Below are 20661 nucleotides of genomic sequence, written 5' to 3' on the forward strand. Positions count from 1 at the left end.
GAGTGGAGAGTGGAGAGTGGAGAGTGGAGAGTGGAGAGTGGAGAGTGGAGAGTGGGGGCGCAAAGAAAAAGGCGGAGAAGGCAGAAAAAAAGAGGGCCGTTCCGCGCTGGGGAAGCGGAACGGCCCTTGAAGGTAAAGGGAGGCTTGGGAAAGCTGGAATAGGGGGTTATTTCACGGCGATCGTCTGTTCGCGGTCGGGGCCCACGCCCACGGTCGTGACGGGGCAGCCGATGAGCTCGCTCATGCGCTTGACGAATTTCCTGGCGTTTTCCGGAATCTCTTCCCAGGAACGGCAGGCGGAGATGTCCTGCATCCAGCCGGGCACCGTTTCATACACGGGCTTGCAGCGTTCCCATTCGTCCACCGTGGCGGGCGGATAGGCCAGGATTTCACCGTCCAGGTCATAGCCTGTGCAGATTTTGATTTCCGGGCACTTGTCATAGCCGTCCAGGTTGGTCATGGCCATTTCGTCAAAGCCGTTGAACATGGCGGAGAAGCGGAGCAGCACGCCGTCCGCCCAGCCGCAGCGGCGGGGACGGCCCGTAGTGGCGCCGAATTCGCGGCCCATGCTGTGCAGGTGGTTGGAGATTTCTTCATCTTCCGTGACGAAGGGGCCGGAACCCACGCGGGTGGTATAGGCCTTGCACACGCCGATGATGCGGTCAATCTTGTGCGGCGGAACGCCCGTGCCGGTGCAGGCGCCGGCGGAAGAGGTGTTGGAGGAGGTAACGAACGGGTAGGTGCCGAAGTCCACGTCCAGGTAAGCGCCCTGGGCTCCTTCAAAGAGGATGCTCTTTCCGGAGGCCACGGCTTCATGCATGACCGGGATGGTATTGGTGATGTGGGGGCGCAGCACGTCCGCGGCGGCAGTCACTTCCGCCACCATTTTTTCTTCATCCATGGCGGGAAGGCCCATGCGTTCCATTTCCGCGTTCGCCATCTTGATGCGGCGGCGCAGCACTTCGTCAAAAATCCTGGGATCCCTCATGTCCGCCATGCGCACGCCTATGCGGCGGGCCTTGTCCGCGTACGTGGGGCCAATGCCGCGCTTGGTGGTGCCGATGGCTTTTTTGCCGAGGGCGGATTCCTGGGCGGCGTCCATTTCCTTGTGGAAGGGGAGGACCACGTGGGCGCGGTCGGAGATGAGAAGGTTGTCCTTCGTGATGGAGACGCCCTGGCCGCGGAGTTCATTGATTTCCTCCACCAGGCCGATGGGGTCCAGCACCACACCATTACCGATGACGCAAAGCTTGCCCGGCCACAGGATGCCGGAGGGGACAAGGTGAAGGATGTACTTCTTCCCGTTGGCGATTACGGTATGGCCCGCGTTGTTGCCGCCCTGGCCGCGTGCCACCACGTCGGCGGATTCCGTCAGGAAATCGATCATTTTGCCCTTGCCTTCGTCGCCCCATTGGGAGCCGATAATAATGGTATTCATGATAAAAATGGAACTCGGAGACCTTAATGAGATTCCCTCCTTATGGCAAGACAATCTTACAAAGTTGTTAAGTTTTCCTGATAAGATGAGTTTGAAGAAGGGAAACGTTCCGGGGAGCGGAGCGGGGAGGATGAGCGTGGCTGTGCCGGATTCTCCGGGTTCAGGACAAGGAATGAGGCAGGGAATGAGGCAGGGAATGAGGCAGGGAAGGCAATGCCGGAGGAGGAAACCGAAAGAACATGCAATCGTAAAAGGAAACGGTGGAAATGCTGATTCACGGTGGTTTTGCGCCTCCGGCGTCCTGGGAGCCGGAAGATTCCCGCCTCTCGCAGGTAAAAGCTTTTCCGGAGCGCAGAGGCGGCTTTTCTTTCAAATACCCGTCGCTCCGCTCCGGCGGAGGCTGCGATGAGGGACGGAGGCCCTCATTTCCAGGGGCGGCCGGACGTGAAAAGAACGATGGAAGTATTTGCTAACCGCATATTTGCGGTTTCCGCCCAATACCCAGGGCATCCGTAAGGGGAAACTTTTCCTTCCTGTAAAACCTCCCCGGCAGGTAGCAGGTAAGCCGCCGTTGGAAAAGCACTGGAGAGTGGCCGCACAGACTTTTTAAAGAGGAGGTCAGCGGAAATGCAGGGCGGAGCGGTGAGCCTCCGCGGGGACCAGCGTTTTCCAGATGTCTTCATCCGCGGCGATCATGCGCTGGATGTCCCGCGGCGTGTGGCGCAGCAGGAATTCATTGAAGAAGGGGACGTCAACCACCAGGCCGTTCGCCAGGAAGTGCTGGTACAGGTGCACGTATTGTTCCGGGGCGCGGAAGGTGCGCGCCGTGACGAATTCCCCGGATTTGCGGTTGAGCCAGGGAGAGACGTACAGGCGCGTCTTGTTCTGGAAGGTGCGGCCGAAGGATTCCAGGATGCCGCCGGGGATGTCCTCCGTCCATTTTTCCTTGAACAGTTCGTTCAACAGGCCGATGGAGAGGGCGATGGCGATGGGCTCGTTCGTGTAGCGCGCCAGCAGCTCGGACAGGTTGTCAAAACGGGCCATCTTGGTAATCAGCACGTTCTTGCCCAGGGCTTTCAGGCTGTCCGCGCGGTCCAGGAATTCCAGATGGTCCACGTCCCCGCCGCGGAGCAGGTTGTTCATGGATATTTCACAGATTTCCAGGCAGCGGTCCGCCTGCGTTTCATTGATGTGCGAGAGGAAGCATTTTTTCACCTGCGCCATGACTTCCAGATGCAGGTTGCAGACGGGATTGAAGCTGCCCCTCATCAGCACGATGGGGCGTTTGTACAGCACGTCCGCCGCCTGGGCCACCTGGCCGTTTGCCAGGAACAGGGTGGCCGGCGTCAGACCGGATTTGACGAGCTGGAGCGCAAAAAGGCGGTTGTCCACCATGGAGAAGCCGTGGCCCTCAAAGCGGACGACGTCTATCTCCACCAGGCGGGGATCCAGATTGTCCACCAGGGATTCAATGAATTCCTCCAGCCGGTCCCTTTTGAAAAAGACGGCGTGCAGGATGTTGACGCCCAGGATGCCCAGGTCCTTCATCTGGCTGTCGTGGTCCGGGTCGTTCAGGCGCACGTGGATGATCAGGTCGGACGGTTCCGCCTCCGGCTTCAATTGGAAGCGCACGCCTATCCAGCCGTTCCACGGGCCGTTGTCCCGGTAGCCTTTCACCTTCACCGTATTGCAGAAGGCGAAGAAGCGGGTGTCCTTGCCGCGCTTGGGCCCCAGGCGGTTGACGAGCTGGGTGAATTCGTAATCCAGCATGCCTTTCAGGCGTTCTTCCGAGACGTAGCGCTTGACGGGGCCGTACAGCGTGTCGCTGACGGTCATGTCATAGGCGGAGATGGTCTTGGCCACCGTGCCGGCGGCCCCGGAGGCACGGAAGAACCAGTTGGCCGTTTCCTGGCCGGCGCCTATTTCCGCAAAGGTGCCGTAAATGGTGGTGGCCAGATTGAGTTGGAGGGCTTTGTCCTGTGTTTGCGCTAATGCTTTGGAACTCATGGAAAACGGGAACCGGTTCTGGATTGTCAGTTGGTGGTGGGAAGGAGGTTGCGGGTGGCGTCGCTCATCCATCCGGAATACAGCAGCTTGTCAATAATGACGGACTGGTTGCCGGGCAGGTCCGCCGGGTAGTGAATGAGCACGCAGGCGCGCACGGGGCCGTTGTAAAGGAGCTTGGTCAGTTCCAGCGCCAGCGGGGAATACCTGTCCACGTACGCGTTCAGGCGCTCCCCGTTGGGGAATTCCAGGGAGAAGTTGATGTAGGCGGTATTGCGGTAGCTTTCCGCGGAGGATTCCTCCAGGAAGGGCGGCTGGTAGATGCCGGGCATGCTGAGGGCTATTCTGACGGGGACGGGTTTGGAGGGCTTTTTGGTTTCCAGCTCCGCCGGGAGCATGGGGGAGTAACCTTCCCAGGCTTCCCAGTCCAGCTTCCATTTGCCGGAGTTCCGGTCATACAGGAAGATGGCCGGGCGGACGGTGTTGTCATCCATCAGCACGGATATCTGGAGCAGGTCCCCGTTCTTGGAGCTTTTCCCCGCTTCCTGCGGCAGGTAGTCCTTGTACCGCCCGTAGGAGGCCCAGTGAGCCATTTTGGGGCGCACGGCCTCGGGCTCCATCACGTAGTTGAGCCTTTCTTCGTCTGATTCCGCCATGCAGTAGAGGGCCAGTTCATTCATGGCTGCCGTGATGTGGGCGGAGACGGATTCCACTTCCCGGTCTTCCTCCCTGCGGGGATGGGTCATGAGCCGGTATTGCTGCTCCCTCTGCTCCAGTTCCGCCAGCAGGTCCTTGTTCACGTCCAGGGAGAAGACCGCTTCATGGTCCACAAACCGGTCTGAAATGTTCAGAATCTTGGAGCCTTCCGCTTCCATGTCCTTTCCGCGCAGGAACATGAACACGCCCAGCGAGGCCAGCACCAGGCCGGAGACAAAGAGCCAGATGTGCCAGGTGGGGCGGCGCTCGCTGCGGGCGGCTTCCCGGGCGGTGGGCTGGTATTCCGGCTCTTCATGCGCCAGGGAGGCGCTGCGGGCGGCTGTGATGGCAGGGGCGGCGTCCCCCTTTTCCTTCCGCTTGCGGATTTTGGTGGTGGGTTCCGCAGGGATGGGGATGGAAGGCTTGGTAACGGCAATGCTCCGTTTATCCGTCTTTTTCTGAGGCGTAAGAGATTTGTGGGAAGATGCGGACGGGGAAGCGGAGGGGCTTTCCTCCTGCGCGCCGCCGTGCCGGACGGAGGCTGCTGGTTCAGGCGTCCCTTCCGGGATTTCAGGCGCTTTTTCCGGAGCTTCAGGCATCCGTTCCGGGGCCGTTGCTGGCTCTTCCTCCTGCCGGGTGGCCGTGACGGTGGAATGGCAGACGGGGCATTTCACCTTGTTCCCTATGCAGGAGGGATTGACGGCAAAGGAATTGTTGCATACGTTGCAGCGGCAGGGGACGGCGGCCTGTTCTTCCGTTTCATCCTTGACTTTCTCTTCCTGCCGGGCGGTGACCGGAGCGGCGCAGATGGGGCATTGCACCTGGCTTCCCAGAAAAGACGTTTTCACGGCAAAGGGGTTTCCGCATGACGGGCATGTGCAGGCTACCGTATCCTGGGAGGGGGAGGGCATGGAAGAAAAGGGAGTTACAGGTGGATGAATTCCGGAACGGGGATGGTGATGGGCTTGGGAGCGGGCAGCGTGATGCTCGTGTCCGTATGGTCCGGAGAAACGGGGTCTGCGGAAAGGGCCTGGGCTTCCGGCACGTTTTCACCCGCGCCCAGCAGTTCATAGTTGCGGTTGGCGGGACCCTGGTTCAGCTCCGTGTGGTAGGGGTCGTCCCCCTGGAGGATGGCCTTGGTGGGCAGGATGGGCGGCAGGGGCAGGATGCGGTTCTGCGCCGTGAAGGGTGAGACGGGGGCGGAGATGTCCTCCCCGTGGAGGTCGCAGAAGGGAAGGCTGGAATCCCCCTTGCGGAGGTATTCAAACATGGTGTGGCGGCGGTATTTCTTGTCCACCGGGTCAATGTCATAGCAACTGTGCGTGGCTCTCTTCCCGGTGGTCAGGCAGATTTCCACCCGTTCCACGCTGGGGGGCGGGGCCAGTTCCCCGGCGGGGAAGAGGCGTTCCGCCTCCGTGACGGCGGCGCCCAGGACGGAGGCGCAGGTGTCCGACGAGAAGGCCCCGTTGTAAATGGGTTTTTTCCCTTCCAGGAAGCCTACCCAGATGCCGCAGGTGATGCGGCTGTCATAGCCGAACAGCCAGTTATCCGCAAAGTCATACGTAGTCCCCGTTTTCACGCCCCCCTTGAAGTCTTTCGGCAGATGCGGGGCCACGCGCTGGGCGGAGCCGTTTTTCAGGGAGGAATTCAGGATGTTGTGGAGCTGGAAGGCCGTGGCGGTGGAGGTGGCCCCCTTCCGCACCTGGGCGTTGTTCCGGGTTTCAATGGCCTGGTTGGATTCCCAGATCAACTGGCCGTCCTCATCCTCTATCCTGTCCAGGTAATAAATGTCCTGCGGGCGGGAGCCGCCGTTCGGGATGGCGGTGTAGGCCAGCGTCATTTCCTTCAGGGAGGCGGGTTCCGTGCCCACGAAAATCTTGGGGCGGTAAACGGGGTTCACCTCCGTGCTGCCCGCTTCACGCACGGGCTTGCGGATGCCGAAGTCCGTGAGCTTTTTCACGAAGGGGGATGTGCCCATGTCCATCCCCATGCGCAGGGAGGCGGCAATCTTGGAGGCGGACAGGCCGCGGTGGGCGGTAATCATGCCTTCATAGCGGTTTTTGGAGCTTTCCGCGCCCCATTCCCCCAGGATGCCTTCCGAGCCGCCGATGCCCGTCAGGCGGTTGTCAATGGCGTCGTCCAGAATGCGGGTGACGGGGCTTTTGCCCGTGTCAAAGGCCGTAGCGTACAGGAAGGGCAGGATGGCGGTGCCGGTGGGGCGGGCGCCGTCCTTGATGGCGTCATACTGGCGCTTGGTGTAGTCCCTGCCTCCGTGGTAGGCCAGAACGGCGCCGGACTGGTTGTCCACCACCAGCAGGGCTCCTTCCAGGTAGCGCGGCTTGTCCCCGGAGGCTCCGTGGTAGTCCGCGGCCTTCTGGTGGCGGTAGCCGGGGCGTTTTTCAATGTTTTCCAGGGCCTGTTCCAGGGATTTCCCGGTGGCCTCCTGAAGCTTCCTGTCAAGGGTGGTGTAAATCTTGAGGCCGGCGGCATTCACGCGGTCCTCCCCCAGATAGGCGGTAATCTCTGCGGAAATGCGGTCGTAAATGTGGGAGACGCCGCGTTTCAGCGGCCTGGGGTTGAGTCCCAGGTCCATGGCGGAGAGGCGTTCCGCTTCATCCGGCGTAATGTACTTTTCCCGTGCCATGCGGTTGAGCACATGGTTGCGCCATTTCAGGTTGCTTTCCGGATTATTGAGAGGGGAAAGGCCGTTCGGGTTTTTAATCAGGGCGGCGATGGAGGCGGCCTCCCGCGTAGTGAGGTCCGCAGGTTCCTTGCCGAAGTAGCCCAGAGAGGCGGCGCGGATGCCGTAGAACCCGCTGCCGAAGTAAACGCGGTTCAGGTAAAACTCCAGCACCTGGTCCTTGCTGTACCGTTCCGTAATGCGGCGCGCCAGCGCTATTTCCACGAATTTGCGGCCAAAGCTGCCTTCATTCCTGGCCTTGGCCCGGTTCTTCAGGTCGTACGCGTTTCTGGCAAGCTGCTGGGTGATGGAAGAGGCTCCCTGGTTGGCGTCCCCGCTGTTGTGGATGTATTCCCTGCCTGCCCGCAAAATCCCCAGGAAGTCATAGCCCGGATGCTCCCGGAAGCGGGAATCCTCCTGGGCGATCAGCGCGTTGACCATGGCGGGCGAAATCTTGTCCAGCGTGACGTAGCTGCGGTTTTCCACATAAATGCGGCCTATTTCCTCCCCGTTCCGGTCGTAAATGATGCTGGGCTTTTCCAGGTCGTTGATGCGTTCCAGGTCAAACTCCGCCGCCCAGTTGTCATAGCGTTTCCAGGCCATCATGAAGCCAAAGTAGCCCACGGCCCCCCCGATGGCGGCCAGAACCAGGCACCACAGCACCAGCTTCCGGATGAAGCTCCAGAATCGCTTCCTGGGCTTGGCCTTGGGTTGGCGCCTTTTGTTGGCCTGCATGTGCCTGCGCGGAGCTTGTGAACTTAATTCAGCCATGAAGATGAAGCAGGATTTGTCCTGGGAGGAGAAAAAACGTGCAAAAATCCTAGCGGATTCCCGTTTGTTTAGCAATACCGTACACTGTTGGCGAGCGAAAAAAGAAGGCATGCGTCCTGGGAATCTCCCGGAACCCCGCAGGCTACTGAATCATCCTGCGTCCGCAGGACGCGCCGGCTTTAAGGAAAAAGCGCGTCCGTTCCCCGCGCGTTTATATTTTAATGCCGCAAGGGCTTGCGGCGGTCCGGGCGGCTAATGGTCCTGCACGGCGTTGAAAATGTTGCCTGCCTTCGTGATGCCGTGTTCCATGGTGTACAGCACGGCGTCCGCCGCCTTTCCCAGCATCACGTCCAGAAGCTCGCGTTCCTCCGGGCGGAATTTGCCCAGCACGTGGCCGATCATCTCCCCCTTGCCGCGTGGCAGGCCGATGCCGAAGCGGAGGCGCGGGAACTCCTGCGTGCCCATGTGGGCGATGAGCGACTTGATGCCGTTGTGGCCGCCTGCGGAGCCTTTTTCCCGCAGCTTCATCACGCCCAGCGGAAAATCCACCTCGTCATGAATGACGAACACGCTGCGCGGGTCCAGCTTGAAGAAGCGCATCATGGGCCCCACGCACAGGCCGGATTCATTCATGAAGGTGGCGGGCTTCACCAGCAGCACGCCGGGGCCGGCCGCCAGCTCGCACTTGCGCTGCCTGTCCGTCTTGAACACGGCGCCCCACCCGGCAGCCAGGCGGTCCACCACCATGAAACCCGCGTTGTGGCGGGTATCTTCATAAGTCCTGCCCGGATTGCCCAGGCCCACGATCATTTTAACGGGTGCGTCCACGATGGAAGAGAAGAAAAAAAATGAAAACTGCCGCTTACGGCGGCACGGAAGGCACGCGGGAAATCCTGCACCCGTTCCGCGGCGCAATCAACCGTTCCGTGAGACAGCCGGGCGCTTATCTGCCCGCTTTCTTCTTCTGCCGCCCCATCAGGAACCCGGTCAGCACGTCCTCCAGGGCGTCCCCGGTCCTGACCAGGCGGTAATCCGCGTTAATGTCCGTGCAGATGCGGCGCGTTTCCTCCAGGTAGCCGGCCACGATGGCGCGGTACTCGTCCGCGATGAGGTCCGGTTCCGTAATCAGGGAGCCGCCGCCCTCCATGTCCACAAAGCGGATGGGGCGGTCAAAGTCAAAATCAATTTCCAGCTGGTCCACCAGGTGGAACACGGCCACGTCATGCTTGCGGAAGTGGAGGTGCCGGAGGGCGTTTTTAAGTTCCTCCGTATCCGTGAACAGGTCGGAAAAAATCAGCACCAGGGCACGGCGGCTGACGCGTTCCGCCAGTTCATGCAGAGTCTCCGCCAGCACGGTTTCCCCCTTGGGGTACTGCGTATCCATCTGGCTGATGAGAACGTTCAGGTGGGCTGGGCGGCGGGAGGCCGGAATGTGCAGCGTGGCGCCGTCCTTCGTCTGCCGGGAAAAGCTCAGCCCCACGGCGTCCCCCTGCCGGATGGCGATGTAAGCCAGGTTGGCCGCCAGCCTGCACGCGCGCAGGTACTTGGACTCCACCTGCTCCGGGTGGTAATTCATGGAGCCGGAAAGGTCTAGGACGATGTAGGCGCGCAGGTTGGTATCCGCCTCAAACTCCTTGATGTAATACCTGTCAGACCGGGCATACGCCTTCCAGTCCAGTCGGCGCGTATCATCCCCGGAAACGTACTTGCGGTACTCCGCGAACTCCACGGAGGAGCCGCGGTTGGCGCTTCTGTGGCGGCCGGATACGTTCCCCGTCATGCTGTGGCGCGCTTCCAGGGGAAGATTCCCCAGGCGGCTGAGCAGGTCGTGGTTCAGGTACTTCATGGGTGGGCAGGGCAAGGGAGTGGATAACGCGGGGACGGTTAGACTTCCGCCGCCAGGCGCGCCACGGCCTTGCGGGGCGTGATGCCCTGGGACTCCGCGGCGAAGTTCGTGACCACGCGGTGCATCAGCACGGGCTCCACAATGGCGTCTATGTCCTCCTTGCGGACGATGTAGCTGCCCTGGAGGGCGGCGCGGGTCTTGGCCCCCAGAATGAGGAACTGGACGGCGCGGGGGCCCGCGCCCCAGGCCACGTACTGCTTCACCCATTCCGGAGAAGTCTCCAGGGAGGGGCGGGTGGCGCGCACCAGCTTCACGGCGTACTCGTAAATATGTTCCGGGACGGGCACGCGGCGCACCAGGTCCTGGTAAAAAATGATTTCCTCCCCGGAGAGGACGTGCTTGAGCTCCTCGCTGCGGTTTCCGGTGGTCTCACGGGCGATGCGCATTTCCTCCTCCTCCGTGGGGTAATCCACTTCAATCAGGAACATGAAGCGGTCAAGCTGGGCTTCCGGCAGGGGATAGGTGCCTTCCTGCTCAATGGGGTTCTGGGTGGCGAGCACGAAGAAGGGAGGCAGAAGGGTGAAGGTGCGGCCCATGACGGTGACGCGGCGCTCCTGCATGGCTTCCAGCAGGGCGGACTGGGTCTTGGCGGGGGCGCGGTTGATTTCGTCCGCCAGCACGATGTTGGCGAAGACCGGGCCCTTGATGAACTCAAACTGCCGCTTGCCGCCGGCGGAATCATCCTGGATGATATCCGTGCCGGTGATGTCCGCGGGCATCAGGTCCGGCGTGAACTGGATGCGGTTGAAACTGAGGTCCAGCGTCTTTGCCACGGAGCTGATCAGCAGCGTCTTCGCCAGGCCGGGAACACCCATCAGGAGCGCGTGCCCGCGGGAGAACAGGGCGATGCTCAGCAGCTCCACGACGCGCTGCTGGCCGATGATGATCTTGCTCAATTCCGCGGAAAGCTCCTTGTAAATGGCGCCGAGCCGGTCAATGGCGGCTACGTCGTCGTCAGGCAGAGATGGGGTGGTGGGTTCCATATTGCATGTACATAACACTTTTCATGCCCTTTTCCATCAAATAATCGCGCCGCATTCATTTTCCCTGCTTGGAATGGGAGGGGAAACGGGGTAAGGAAGGGGCATGCCGAAAATCGCACTCATTCAACTGTCCGCAGACGCCCGGCCCTCCGTGAACAAGGAAAAGACGGAAGCCGCCATCCGGGAGGCCGCCGCCCATGGGGCGCAGATCATCTGCACGCAGGAACTCTTCACCACGGAATACTTTTGCAGGACAGAGGAATGCGACCTTTTCAACTTGGCGGAACCCATTCCCGGAGAACTGACGGAAGCCCACTGCAAGCTGGCCGCTGAACTGGGCGTGGTGATCGTGGCCTCCGGCTTTGAAAAGCGCGCCACCGGGCTGTACCACAACACCGCCTGGGTGGTGGACGCGGACGGAACGTTCCTGGGCATGTACCGCAAGATGCACATTCCGCAGGACCCCGGCTTTGAGGAAAAATTCTACTTCACCCCCGGCGACCTGGGCTACAAGGCGTTTGAGACCAAATTCGGGCGCATCGGCGTGCTCATCTGCTGGGACCAGTGGTACCCGGAAGCCGCGCGCCTGACGGCCATGCAGGGGGCGGAAATCATCTTTTACCCCACGGCCATCGGCTGGCTGCCGGAGGAAAAACCCCTGCTGGGGGAACAGCAGCACTGCGCGTGGGAAACCGTGCAGCGCGGCCACGCCGTGGCGAACGGGTGCTACGTCTGCGCCGTCAACCGCGTGGGGACGGAAGGGGAAAGCGAATTCTGGGGGCAGTCCTTCGTGGCGGACTACTACGGCCAAATCGTCGCCAAGGCCCCCGTCAGCGATGAAGCCATCCTGTACGCGGAGCTGGACCTGGACGCGCTGGAAGACCACCGCCGCATCTGGCCCTTCTTCCGCGACCGCCGCATAGACTCCTACGGCGGCATCACGGAACGGTGGGGAAAGTGAATCTGTAGAAGACCCGGCTCATGTATTCGCGGGAACCCATGGACCGGCAACGGGAGCAGGCCGTGGAAGTGCTTCTTGCCATGGAAGGACAGTGCCGTGAATTAGTCATCGATTGTCGGCAGGGAATGCTGGGAAAGCAGGGGTGCCAGGTAACCGTGTTGAGACGTGAACACATCCTGTCCCTCTTGCAGGAACTGAACCGTCTGTATGATTCCGGAATCCCCAGAAGGGAGCTGAATGATGATAAGGAGGAAGACGACGAGAATTGCTGTTTTTCCTGGATTTATGAATTTGATTTTTTCCTTCAGGAGTCCGGCTTCCTGCTGCATTTCGTCATTGATGCCGCCCTGGATTCCGACGGCGTCATCAAGAAATATTTGACGCTGGAGAGACAGGTGCATCGGGAAGGGGCGTACCTTAAAGTGAGCGAACCCATGGTTCTTGACCCTGACGCATTGGTGCAATTGAAAAGAAAAGTCGCGGCTATCATGACTGTTCCTCCCAATACGGAGCGTTTTTTGGACTGGAAGGATATCTACCCTGGATTGGATGAGTGACGTTCCCCTCTGGAAACGCCGCTCCCGGAGGAACGGCGTTGAGGTAAGAAAAAGAGTTTCCGCTTAGTCGCAGATGACGGCAATCTTGATGCCCTTCATCTGGACGTTCGTTTCCAGGGCTTCCGTGATTTCATCCAGCTTGAAGCGGTGGGAAATCAGCTTGGTCAGCGGCAGTCCGATGCCGTAGGCGCGCTTCAGGAAGTCGAACGTGGTCGGGTAATCCTGCGGGGAATACACCCAGGAGCCCACGGCGGTCACTTCCTTGTTGCAGAGGTCGTAATGGTGGTTGATGACGCTTTCCCCGCCGTCCATGAAAAAGCCCACTTCACACAGGCCGCCGCCGCGCTTCACGAACTTCCAGGCGTTTGCCCCGGCCTTGCCTACGCCCGTGCACTGGAAGACGAAATCCGCCAGGCGGCCGCCGTTATCTTTCTTCACCGCGTCAAGGAGGCCGTCCAGGTCCGCGTAATGCGTGAAATTATACGTGCGCGCGGCGCCCATTTCCTTAGCCAGTTCCAGGCGGGAATCATTGCCGTCCACGGCGATGATGGTTTCAATGCCCAGCGTGCGCAGCGCGGCGATCTGGAGCAGGCCGATAGGGCCGCAGCCCTGCACGAGCACCACGGAATTGAACTTGAGCAGTCCGGTGGACTTGGCGCGTTCCAGGGAATGGACCACCACGGCGGCGGGCTCCACCAGAATGCGCTGGTCCAGCGTCATGCCGGAAACGTTGAAAAACGTGGAACCCTTGCGGATGACCAGGTACTCCCCGAAGTAGCCGTTCAAATGCACGTCGTCGTCAGGCATCAGGCCGTACACGCCCACGTTCTCGCACAGGTTGGTGCGGGCCGGGGTATTCAGGCAGGCGTCACAGGTGCCGCAGGGGATGATGCAGGTGACGATCTTGTCCCCCAGGGCCAGGGGATTGCCCGCCGTGTCCTTCGTGATATTCCTGCCCATGGCGACGATTTCCCCGGTGCCTTCATGGCCCAGCACCACGGGGCAGAGGCCGAAGGGGTCCCGGTTGTACTCGTGGCCGTCCGTGCCGCAAACGCCGCAGGCTTCCACCTTGATCAGCATTTCATCATCCCCGATGGCGGGAATGGGGTATTCACGGATTTCAAATGTCTTGGGAGCTGTCAGGACAGCGGCGCGTGCGGTTTGTTGCATAGTGCTCCTACACTACCCTTTGCCGTTTGAACTCTTCAAGAACAAATAAAAATGAAAGGGAATTAACTTGCTGAAAACGGAGAAAAATTCCCCTTTTGCCCCTTCTTGCAATACTCCCGCATCCAGGGAAAACGCATAAAAACAGTGGTTTCCGGAAACTGTTCAGCAAATCTTCCGCTGTCTCTCCAGCTATCATCAAAAAGCCTCCGGGAGCGCTTCATGGCATGCGGCGCTCCCGGCATGTTTTTCTGCAATAACTGCGCCGCGCCGGCACAAAAGGCACGTTATTGCAGGTGCAGTTTTTCCATGAAGGTCCGTTCATTTGGCTTGCGTGGCGGAGGGATGGAGTGCAAGCTGTGCGCGTTATGCTCGACATCCGTGTAATACGAGAAAATCCGGAAGAAGTGAAAGCGCGTTTGAAGCCCCGTAGCGGCGACGCGTGGAAGCTTGTTGATGACGTTCTGGCGTGCGATGAAGCGCGCCGCAATGCCGAAACGGAAAAGCAGGCCTTGCAGTCCGAGCGCAATGCCACCTCCAAGCAGATCGGCATGCTCAAGAAGAAGGGGGAGGACACCTCCTCCATTGAAGCGCGCGTGCGCGAAATCGGGGACCGCATCCGGGAGCTGGACCGCCTGGCGGAAGAGAATTCCGCCCAGCTCACCTCCCTGCTGATGAACATTCCCAACCTGCCGCATCCGGAATGCCCCGTGGGCGCGGATGAAACGGCCAACCCGGAGGTCAAGCTGTGGGGAGAGAAACCCGCCATTGAGAACCCGAAGGACCATGTGGAGCTGGCCGCGAACCTGGGCATGATTTCCTTTGAAGACGGCGCGCGGATCACGGGCTCCGGCTTTGTGGTATACCGCGGGGCGGGCGCGCGCCTGGAACGCGCCCTGATCAACTTCCTGCTGGACACGCAGACCGGGGAGAACGGCTATCAGGAAGTGGGCGTTCCCTTTGTGGTCAAGCGGGAGTGCATGGAAGGCACCGGACAGCTCCCCAAATTTGAGGAAGACATGTACGGCACGGAAGACCAGCAGATGTTCCTGATTCCCACGGCGGAAGTGCCCGTGACCAACCTGTACCGGGACACCATTTTACAGGAAAGCGAGCTGCCCATCAAGATGGCCGCGTACACGCCCTGCTTCCGCCGGGAAGCCGGGAGCGCCGGACGCATCAACCGCGGCATGATCCGCATCCACCAGTTTGACAAGGTGGAGCTGGTCCAGATTCTGAAGCCGGAAGACTCCTTCCGGGAGCTTGAAGTGCTCCGCAGCCATGCGGAATCCATTCTTCAGAAACTGGGGCTTCACTACCGCGTGATTGAACTTTGCACGGGCGACCTCGGCTTTTCCTCCGCCAAGACGTATGACATTGAAGTATGGGCTCCGGGCCAGGGGCAGTATCTGGAGGTTTCCTCCTGCTCCTGCTTTACGGACTACCAGGCGCGCCGCATGCGCCTGCGCTACAAGGACGCGGACGGCAAGAACCAGTTCTGCCACACCCTGAACGGTTCCGGCACGGCTCTGCCGCGCCTGTACGTAGCCCTGCTGGAAACCTGCCAGCAGCCGGACGGCTCCATCCGCATTCCGGAAGCGCTCGTGCCGTACTTCGGCGCGGACAGCATCCGCCCGGAACAGGGCTGAACCGGCATTTTCACGTCCCAACCCTGAATCAAGCCCATGCCTGACGAGGGCCCGCTGGAACACTACCTGACTGTTTCCCATGAGCCGGAGCCGGACGTTCCGGAACCGGCTCCGGAACGCAGTCCCGGACCGTGGCGGGAGAGGGGAATCATGCTGGGCCTGGGCTTTCTGCTGGGGTGCATCGGGGCGTATGCGCTGATTTATTCGGAAATGTCCGGCGGCATGCGGACGCTGAAAGAGTCGCTTTCAGAAGAACGCGATGCGAATGCTTCCCTGCAAAAGGAGCGTGCCCATTTGCTGGAAACGCTGGAGCAGATGCGCATGGACAGCCTGCTGACGGAACGTTCCCCCCTTTCCATGACGGGCAATGGCATTCCCGGGACGAGCCGTCGCCCCGTTCCCCAGCCTCCGCCGCTTACGCCGCTGCCTTCCCGCGGACAGGCTCCCCCGGCTCCCGCGCCGGAACCCGGCTCCGTGGAGGACCGCCTGGTCAATCCCGGTCCGGAGGACTGGAAGGAACGCTACCAGTACGCCGCTTTGAAATACAACCGGGTGGTGGAGGATTACAACAGGCTGAGGAAGCTTTACATGAACCTGGTGGGCCAGGGGGGAGCCGCCAGCGGGCTGGTAACGGGAGCCCAGTTTTACAAGGCCCTGCGGAAGGATACGCGGGTGGAGGCGCGCAAGCTGGATGAACGGTACATGAAGGGAGGGCTGCGCGGCAGCGAGCTCCGGGAACTGGAACGCAGCAGGGATGAAATGCGGCACCGGGACTGGTGGCTGAAAAAAATGGCGCGCCAGTTCCAGATAGATTGAACGGGGGGGAGGACATTCCCGTTGTGAGGAATAGTCCGGTGAAGCGGCTGGCTTGATGAAAGGCCGCACGGGGCAGGCAGCGCTCCGGGATTCCATGCAGCCATAAAAAGAGGCTTCCCGGAGAATGGCCTTTCCCGGGAAGCCTTGTATAAATAATAAGGCCAGGAGCATGAAAGCGCCGGGCCTTACTGGAAGTGTGGTGATCAGGAAGAAGCGAATGTTCTTCCCGCAATTTTACCGCTGTTAGCGGCGGTTGCGGCCATAGCCGTTGTTGTCGCGTCTGCCGCCGCCGCCATTGCCACGGTAACCGCCTCCACCGCCGCCGCCTGTGTTGGCCTGCGGTTTGGCTTCATTGACAACCAGGGGGCGACCCTGAAACTCATTTCCGTTCAGGGCGGAAATGGCATCGTTCATGGAATCGGTGGAATCCATGGTGACGAATGCGAAACCTCTGGGCCTTCCGGATTCACGGTCGGTTGGAATGAATACTTCAGTCACTTCGCCATGGGAACCAAACAAATCCCTCAGGTCCTGTTCGGTGGAATTGAAGGACAAATTCCCTACGTACATTTTTGTGTTCATATGATCAAAAGACAAGTGATCTGATTATTCTTAAATGCATTCCCGAAGAGCCGGGATTAGAAGTTAAAATCCGAATACGCAGACACCATTGTCTATAGGGCAGAATATCCTCTGGATATTGAAATGCCAAGAATAATATGGCTCATGCCTGATTATTTCAACATCCGGCTTCCATGGATGCCGGGAACCGCAGCCTTTTGAGAAGAAAAATCCCCCCCGTCAGCACAGTTCCGCCGCAATGGCGTCCACGAGCAGTCGGCCGCGGCCTTTCAGGATGAGCCTTTGTTCCGGGGAAATGTCCGCCAGGCCCAGTTCCCGGTATTGTTCCAGCAGGGGGCGGGATTCCGGAAGGATATATTTCAATGGCAGCCCTTCATCCGTCCGGAGCATCAGGGCAATGCGTTCCAGGCGGTAGTCTTCCGCGGTGACGGGTTCCTGTTCGGAGAGGGGGAGGCCGTTTTCCAGCGTGCTGCGTATGTAGGCGTCCGTGTCCCGCGTGTTGGAGTACCGTATGCCGTTGATGGTGCTGACTGCGCCGGGGCCTATGCCCACGTAGTCCTCACCCTTCCAGTACGCCATGTTGTGGGGGGAGCGGCAGCCCTCCCGGGCGTAGTTGGAGGTTTCATAGTGTTGCATGCCTGCCGCTTCCAGCATGTGTTCCGCCAATTCAAAGTAGGCTGCGTCTTCGTCCGGATCCTGCCTTTTTTCCTCCCGCAGCAGGCTCCGGAAGAATTCCGTGTCTTCCTCATAGGTGAGGTTGTAGGCGGAGACATGGTCCGTTCCGGCACGGACGGCTTCCCTGAGGGTGGCTTCCCAGGTGGAGAGGGTTTGCCCCGGAATGGCGAACATGAGGTCCATGTTGATATGGGGCATTCCCGCGTTTTTCAGCATTTCCACGGAGTGCAGGGCCTGTTCCGGGGTGTGTTCGCGTCCCAGCAGATGCAGAATGCCGGGGTCCAGGGATTGCACGCCCAGGGAGACGCGGTTCATGCCCAGGCTGCGCCAGAAGCGCACTTTTTTTTCCGTAAAGGTGGCGGGGTTGGCCTCAAAGGAGAATTCGTCCAGCCTGTCTACGGGCACGAGCCGGTCCAGGGTTTCCATGAGGCGTCCCAGGTGCGTGTCCGAGAGCATGGAAGGCGTTCCCCCCCCAAAGTAGAGCGTGGCCGTTTCCCCCCCGCGGTCCGTGGACAGGGCGGCGGCGCGGGATTCCGCCTCCCGCCCCAGCGCACGGATGAAGAGCTTCATGTCCGTGGAGGCCGGCGTGTGCTTGAAGAAGGCGCAGTACGGGCAGATGCGGTGGCAGAAGGGGATGTGGACGTAAAGATGCACGGGGTGCGGCGGGAATCAGCGTCTCCGGCGGCGTCCGGAGGTTCCTTCCCCGTCGCCCTTCTTGTTCTGGGAGAGCTCCAGAATCCTGTTGGAAGCCTCTTTCATTTCCGATTTGACGCGGGATTTTTCCGTGCCGTCCGCCAGGGACATGTAGTTCTTCGTCAGGGTGCTGTAGAAGGGGTGGATTTTCGTTTCCTTCTTGTTCTTGGGCTTGTATTTGAAGCCGTCCGGGCAGGTGTCCACCATGTTTTTCATCCAGGGTAGCAGCTCTTCCTTGGGAAGGGCCAGGCACAGGGCGTCCAGGGAGAAGGACATTTCCTGCTGGTCCACGTCCTTGGGCGCGTTCAGGGTGTTGTTTTCATCCCGGTAGAAGTTGAGGGCTTTCTTGAAGCCCCTGTCCACGGTCCTCTTGAGCCTGTCCGTGCCCTGGGCCTTGGCGTACGCTATCTGGTAGGCGGCCTGCGGTTCCGGGTAGGAGTTGCGCTTGGTCTCGGATTTGAGCCAGGACATGAGGTCCGCCCACTGGAAGGTTTTGTAGTCATGTTCCTGTTTCAGGGCGTTTTCCAGAATCACGGAACAGAGCACGTTGACGTATTCCTTGGCGTGGTTGGCCAGCATTTCCTTGCCGTTTTTGTCCCCGCGGCCTACGGAGGAGACGTATTTGCGCGTCTTCCAGAGTTTTCTGATGCCCATGCCGTCCGGAAGGGCTTCCCGCACTTCATCCACCATCTTGGTGGCCCCCATGAGGTCCTGGGGAGCCTGCTTGAAGAGCGTGTACCAGGCTTCCGTGTAGAACGGGTTGGCCTTGAGAACGGTTCTCATGGCGGTCTGCGTGAATTCCCTGGGCAGCGTGCCGGAGGGGTCTTGAGCCTCTTCCGTGGAAGAGTTCGCGCCCGCGAGCTTGTAGATATTCATGGCGAAGCGGCTGTCGATGAATTTCTCGTAGTCGATGTTCATGGACAGGGCCAGTCCGGACTGGTATTCCGCATTCCCGGTGCGCGGCGCCTTGGAGTCCCGGAAGTACCAGAATCCCGTGGTGGCTTTCAGGGTGTCTACGCTCTGGCCCACGCTCAGCCAGCAGCCGTTGCCGTTGAAGTTGGTGGTCATCAGGTTGCCGTGGCCGGGCTGTCCGGCAGGGGCGGCGGGGATGCCGCGGGCAATCTGGGAGTTGCGGGAGATGAGGGACATGGTGCCGCAAACGCCGCCTTCATGAAGCTTGCGTTCATTGGATTCCCGGGACCATTCCGGATCAGGGTCAAAGCTGAACAGGATGGGCGGCTCCTTGTCGTCATCCATGCGGTAGGGGCCGTACAGCCACAGGCGCGTCGGGCCGCGCTGGCCCATGTAGCGTTCCCACACGCTGTCGCATTCCCGCAGGGGGCGCGTTTCCGAGAGGGCCATCATGGCCGGCCAGGGCGTTCCTTCCAGTGACACGCCGGTCCATTCCACGCGCTTGTGGTCCACGTCCCGCAGCTTGCTGCAGTTTTCATATTTGTCCACCAGGTAGGTGAAGAATTCCACCGGGGTGGGGAACGGGTCCCTCTTGCGCCTCAGCTGGCCGTGGCGGTACAGGTATTCGTGCAGGAAGCCGGCCAGGTTGCCTTCCGTAATGGCGGTGTCCCCTATTTCCGAGACCGTGGGGTATTTGTTGACCCATGCCTGCTTGGGCGTGATTTTTTTGCGGTCCAGGTAGGCTTCCACCTTCTTGTAGCATTCTTCATCCACCGTGCGCGGAGCGTTTCCGTACCAGTTCACGGGGGGCTTGCCGGCGCAGTACAGGTCCGCGGGCGGAGGCATGACGCCGGAGGACCTCAAGCCGTTCAGTTTGCCCAGGGCGTCAATGTAGCGGCCCTGCTGGGTGAGGTCGAAGGCGCCCATGCCGAATTCGCGGCGTCCCACCGCAAAGGCCAGGACGAGCTGGTTGTATTTTTCCGTTGTTTCCAGGCCCAGTTCATCAATCATGAAGGCCACATTGGTGGCGACGCTGGGGTCCGGCGGGAAGAACATGGCGAAGACTTCACGGTTGTTCTTCGTGTTTTTCAGCCATTTTTCAAAGTCCGGGGAGAAGGTGCCGCCGCGCTTTTTCACGTAGTCGCGCACGTAGGCTTCCGCGTAAAGGGGGTATTTAGCCAGAAGCTTTTCAGAAAATTTGCCCTTGGAGGCTATGGCTTCCTCCCGCAGCGCCTTTTCCATGGCGATGACTTGCGGGGAGGGGGAAAGATCGGGCGCGACCGGTTCCGGTTCAGGCTCGGGCTCCGGTTCCGGAGCTACCACGATGGGTTCCGGTTCCGGGGCAACTACCACGGGTTCCGGCTTGGGCGGAGCGGGCTTGGGTTTGGGCTTGGGGGGAACCACCACCGGAGGCGCCACGGTTTTGGCGACGGGTTCCTTTTTGTCCTTGAGGATCTGGTATCCCAGGAAGCCGAAGAGGACGAGCATCCCGGTGATGATGACCGTGATGACGGGGAAACCGCCGGAACGCTTTACCTTGGGCAGCGGCGCGCCGGGCGTGACGGCGCCGATTACCGGCTTCCGGAGCTGGGGCTGCTGCGGCTTTTTGGCCGGGCGCAGGGCCTGGGCGTGGGCAACGGCCGGCTGGGGCTGTGCCGGAGCTTGAGCCTGCGGCTGTGCCAGCGGGTAAAGGAAGAGCACGGTGCCGAAGCCCCTCAGCTTGCCTTCCGCATTGGCGGAGTACTGGGTTTCAAAGGCTTCCTGCGCCTGGGAGAATTGAGCCCGGTTTTCCGGGGCCGCGGACAATTCCCCGGTAGCCAGGTCACGGGTGACGAGGCCCTGGGGGCAGAATTCACGTATCAGGACGGCCTGGCCTTCCGGGGAGATGGCCTGGTACAGGTTATAATCCGGACCGCTTTCTACAAGCGCCGTGATTCTATAGCCGCCTATGTTGAAATGGGACGGAAGGGCAGGGGTTTGAGGAACTGTCATGACGAATCAAAAGATCAAAGACTCATTTATTTAAGGAGGTCCGTAGCCTTTTGTCAATTCCGGAGTGCGGAAGCTGTGCCATGGCGTCCGCATAGCGCGGGCACCCGTCTGGAAGGAGGGGAAAACCTCGTTTCAAGGAAACCGGAAGAAGGCCTTTTTTCTCCCTGCGAGCAGGGAGC

16 protein-coding genes are annotated in these 20661 nt (G+C 60.4%); 5 read left to right on the forward strand and 11 right to left on the reverse strand.

What is annotated here, in order from left to right; translation table 11 throughout:
* Positions 1-166: 166 nt before the first annotated feature.
* From HJW02_RS08825 to HJW02_RS08840, 4 genes are all read right to left on the reverse strand, one after another.
* Entirely contained in the window at positions 167-1438 is a 1272-nt protein-coding gene (locus tag HJW02_RS08825) for an adenylosuccinate synthase (RefSeq protein ID WP_102722494.1), read from the reverse strand.
* 618 nt (positions 1439-2056) lie between these two features.
* Positions 2057-3445, reverse strand: coding sequence for a hypothetical protein (locus tag HJW02_RS08830; RefSeq protein ID WP_022397357.1), 1389 nt, complete (start codon positions 3443-3445; stop codon positions 2057-2059).
* Positions 3446-3471: 26 nt separating this feature from the next.
* Positions 3472-5049, reverse strand: a complete 1578-nt coding sequence (locus HJW02_RS08835) for a hypothetical protein (RefSeq protein ID WP_102722493.1) — start codon at positions 5047-5049, stop codon at positions 3472-3474.
* A 14-nt stretch (positions 5050-5063) separates the two neighbouring features.
* Entirely contained in the window at positions 5064-7589 is a 2526-nt protein-coding gene (locus HJW02_RS08840) for a transglycosylase domain-containing protein (RefSeq protein ID WP_180971830.1), read from the reverse strand.
* On the opposite strand from HJW02_RS08840, the gene HJW02_RS08845 reads away from it, so the two are divergent.
* Positions 7588-7845 (forward strand): hypothetical protein, encoded by a 258-nt coding sequence (locus tag HJW02_RS08845; protein ID WP_180971829.1) that lies wholly within the window; start codon positions 7588-7590, stop codon positions 7843-7845. The two genes, HJW02_RS08840 and HJW02_RS08845, sit on opposite strands and share 2 nt — an antisense overlap.
* Here HJW02_RS08845 and pth read toward each other — a convergent pair.
* From pth to HJW02_RS08860, 3 genes are all read right to left on the reverse strand, one after another.
* Positions 7842-8417: an aminoacyl-tRNA hydrolase gene (gene pth, locus HJW02_RS08850; protein ID WP_102722498.1), complete on the reverse strand. Its 576-nt coding sequence runs from the start codon at positions 8415-8417 to the stop codon at positions 7842-7844. The two genes, HJW02_RS08845 and pth, sit on opposite strands and share 4 nt — an antisense overlap.
* Before the next feature lie 115 nt (positions 8418-8532).
* Positions 8533-9435 (reverse strand): DUF58 domain-containing protein, encoded by a 903-nt coding sequence (locus tag HJW02_RS08855; protein WP_102722491.1) that lies wholly within the window; start codon positions 9433-9435, stop codon positions 8533-8535.
* A gap of 38 nt (positions 9436-9473) precedes the next feature.
* Positions 9474-10478 carry an AAA family ATPase gene (locus HJW02_RS08860; protein WP_022397351.1) on the reverse strand — a complete coding sequence of 335 codons (1005 nt, stop codon included), beginning with the start codon at positions 10476-10478 and terminating at the stop codon, positions 9474-9476.
* Positions 10479-10581: 103 nt separating this feature from the next.
* Here HJW02_RS08860 and HJW02_RS08865 point away from each other — a divergent pair, with 103 nt between their 5' ends.
* Both HJW02_RS08865 and HJW02_RS08870 read left to right on the forward strand, forming a co-directional pair.
* Positions 10582-11439 (forward strand): carbon-nitrogen hydrolase, encoded by an 858-nt coding sequence (locus tag HJW02_RS08865; RefSeq protein ID WP_102722490.1) that lies wholly within the window; start codon positions 10582-10584, stop codon positions 11437-11439.
* A gap of 38 nt (positions 11440-11477) precedes the next feature.
* Positions 11478-11996: a hypothetical protein gene (locus HJW02_RS08870; protein ID WP_102749256.1), complete on the forward strand. Its 519-nt coding sequence runs from the start codon at positions 11478-11480 to the stop codon at positions 11994-11996.
* 63 nt (positions 11997-12059) lie between these two features.
* Here the strand turns inward: HJW02_RS08870 and HJW02_RS08875 are convergent, their stop codons facing one another.
* Complete coding sequence (locus HJW02_RS08875) at positions 12060-13166, reverse strand: zinc-binding dehydrogenase (protein ID WP_102722488.1); 1107 nt, start codon at positions 13164-13166, stop codon at positions 12060-12062.
* 365 nt (positions 13167-13531) lie between these two features.
* Between HJW02_RS08875 and serS the strand changes: the two genes are divergently transcribed.
* On the forward strand, positions 13532-14812 hold the full coding sequence (gene serS, locus HJW02_RS08880) for a serine--tRNA ligase (RefSeq protein WP_102722487.1): 1281 nt from the start codon (positions 13532-13534) through the stop codon (positions 14810-14812).
* 36 nt (positions 14813-14848) lie between these two features.
* On the forward strand, positions 14849-15628 hold the full coding sequence (locus HJW02_RS08885; protein ID WP_022397344.1) for a hypothetical protein: 780 nt from the start codon (positions 14849-14851) through the stop codon (positions 15626-15628).
* Between the two features lie 243 nt (positions 15629-15871).
* On the opposite strand, the gene HJW02_RS08890 is transcribed toward HJW02_RS08885, so the two are convergent.
* The 3 genes from HJW02_RS08890 to HJW02_RS08900 all read right to left on the reverse strand — a co-directional run bounded on the left by HJW02_RS08890 (position 15872) and on the right by HJW02_RS08900 (position 20482).
* Positions 15872-16210 carry an RNA-binding protein gene (locus tag HJW02_RS08890; protein WP_102722486.1) on the reverse strand — a complete coding sequence of 113 codons (339 nt, stop codon included), beginning with the start codon at positions 16208-16210 and terminating at the stop codon, positions 15872-15874.
* Between the two features lie 219 nt (positions 16211-16429).
* Entirely contained in the window at positions 16430-17539 is a 1110-nt protein-coding gene (gene hemW / locus HJW02_RS08895) for a radical SAM family heme chaperone HemW (RefSeq protein ID WP_022397342.1), read from the reverse strand.
* Positions 17540-17554: 15 nt separating this feature from the next.
* A complete protein-coding gene (locus tag HJW02_RS08900; protein ID WP_102722485.1) occupies positions 17555-20482 on the reverse strand; it encodes a hypothetical protein in 2928 nt (975 codons plus the stop codon).
* Positions 20483-20661: the final 179 nt, after the last annotated feature.

The sequence above is a fragment of the Akkermansia sp. GGCC_0220 genome (assembly GCF_017566105.1).
In the GTDB taxonomy this organism is placed as follows: Bacteria; Verrucomicrobiota; Verrucomicrobiia; order Verrucomicrobiales; family Akkermansiaceae; genus Akkermansia; species Akkermansia massiliensis.